General features: G+C 35.3%; 1 protein-coding gene and 1 pseudogene. Both read right to left on the minus strand.

Annotation, left to right across the window (positions count from 1 at the left end; genetic code table 11):
* On the minus strand, positions 1–826 hold an 826-nt coding region (mutL, locus tag WG67_RS02155), incomplete at its 3' end, for a DNA mismatch repair endonuclease MutL (RefSeq protein WP_156768678.1).
* A gap of 88 nt (positions 827–914) precedes the next feature.
* Positions 915–1344: pseudogene (rnhA, locus tag WG67_RS02160) on the minus strand (ribonuclease HI); the annotation flags it as partial.
* Positions 1345–1814: the final 470 nt, after the last annotated feature.

The raw sequence follows: 1814 nt of genomic DNA on the forward strand, positions 1-1814 counted from the left end.
TTGGAATAAAATCTTGATACGCATATCGAATTGCACCAATAAGTAGATTATCCTTGATTGGCCTTCCATTAACAAACGTATAGATCTGAGTTGACTTACCGCGGTTGATAGTTGGTTTGCAGATATGCCCTGTAAGTCTAACGCTGTCTTCTTCTTCATTAACTTCCAGAGCATTACCCTGAAATTCCTCTTCTATTTCACATAATCTGCTAAATAACGAAGTTTGCTTAGCATATTTTAAGAGCTTTTTATTACCGGAAGTGAGAGTAAAACCAATACCATAGTTAATCATTGCTAAGTTATTTACAATGTCAACAATGCTTTGTGTTTCTGCCCTTTCAGTTTTTAGAAATTTTAGTCTATTTGGTGTAGCAAAAAATAAGTCACGAACTTCAATATATGTACCCTGTAGCAAAGAACAAGGGGTAATCTCTCTTACTTTTTCTCCTCCCTCATACCTTATAGACCATGCTTCCTTTGCTTCACTTGCCCTAGATGATAAATTCATTCTGCTTACTGCTGCAATTGAAGGCAAAGCTTCTCCTCTAAACCCAAGGTGCTTGATCTCTATTAACTCACTATCGCTTAATTTCGAAGTAGCATGCCTCATAAATGCTAGTTCTAGATCATTCTTTTCTATTCCATTTCCATCATCTGTTACAGTTATAAGATTACGCCCACCACTCTCTATCTTGATCTCTATTTCTGAACTTCCAGCATCTATTGCATTTTCCACTAATTCCTTTACTACACTTGCTGGCCTTTCGATTACTTCTCCCGCTGCTATACGGTTTATAGTTTTTGTGTCTAAAAGAATTATTGCCATAATACCCCACCCATCTATGAAACTTAGAGTTCCCTCTATTTTTTGGTGATTTTTTGACCTCACAATCTCTATATTTTAGCTTTTTAGATTCCTTTCTAGCAAGTCTATCTGCCTCCTCATTGTACATATTACCGTTGTGAGCTTTAACCCACTTCCAATTAATATCATGCTGCAAAGCAACTTCATCTAGTTCCTGCCATAATTCTCTGTTCTTCACTGGCTTTTTATCGGCTGTCTTCCAACCATTTACCTTCCATTTATTGATCCACTCTGTTATACCTTGTTTAATATACTGACTATCAGTGTGTAAAACAACTTCACAAGAAACTTTCAACATCTTTAGCCCGTTAATTACAGCCTTTAGCTCCATCTTGTTATTTGTTTTCACCTCCAGAGATACGTTTCTTGATAAAGACACTTTTATTTTCATACATGACTACGGCTGCCCACCCACCGGGACCAGGGTTTCCAGAACAAGCTCCATCTGTATATATCGTAACCTTCTTTTTTTCGCCCATACTTACAGGATATAGATTCAACGTAAATTTGCTACCGAAATATGTTGATATTATTTTTTGAATATTTTAAAATGTAAGGTGTGAGAGATTGACAAACCTGTCCTCTCGATATTAGGTAAATCGTAATTGAGCTTTTGGGCTCGTGTTTTTATTAGGAGGTTAATCTCTCACACTAAAAATAAATATTTTTAAGCTCTTCATAGCTTATCAATTCATTTGCTGGGGTTTTTAAGGTATTTTATAAGGCAATTATAAAAAGATGATCCAAATCTACATCTAAAGCCTTAAATGCAATTCTCAGGTGATCTCTGACAGACGTTTTTTCATTAACACATTTAAAACAATAAAAAGATTGAATATTTCTTCACAATTGTGTATAATAATTAATGCTTTTTATCTTACTTTCTCATGGCTCTTTCCAAGTTTCTCGATCCTAAGAATGATATATCGTTCAAGCGCATCTTCGGCAC

Origin of the sequence: Wolbachia endosymbiont of Drosophila incompta (assembly GCF_001758565.1) — a bacterium.
GTDB lineage: Bacteria > Pseudomonadota > Alphaproteobacteria > Rickettsiales > Anaplasmataceae > Wolbachia > Wolbachia pipientis.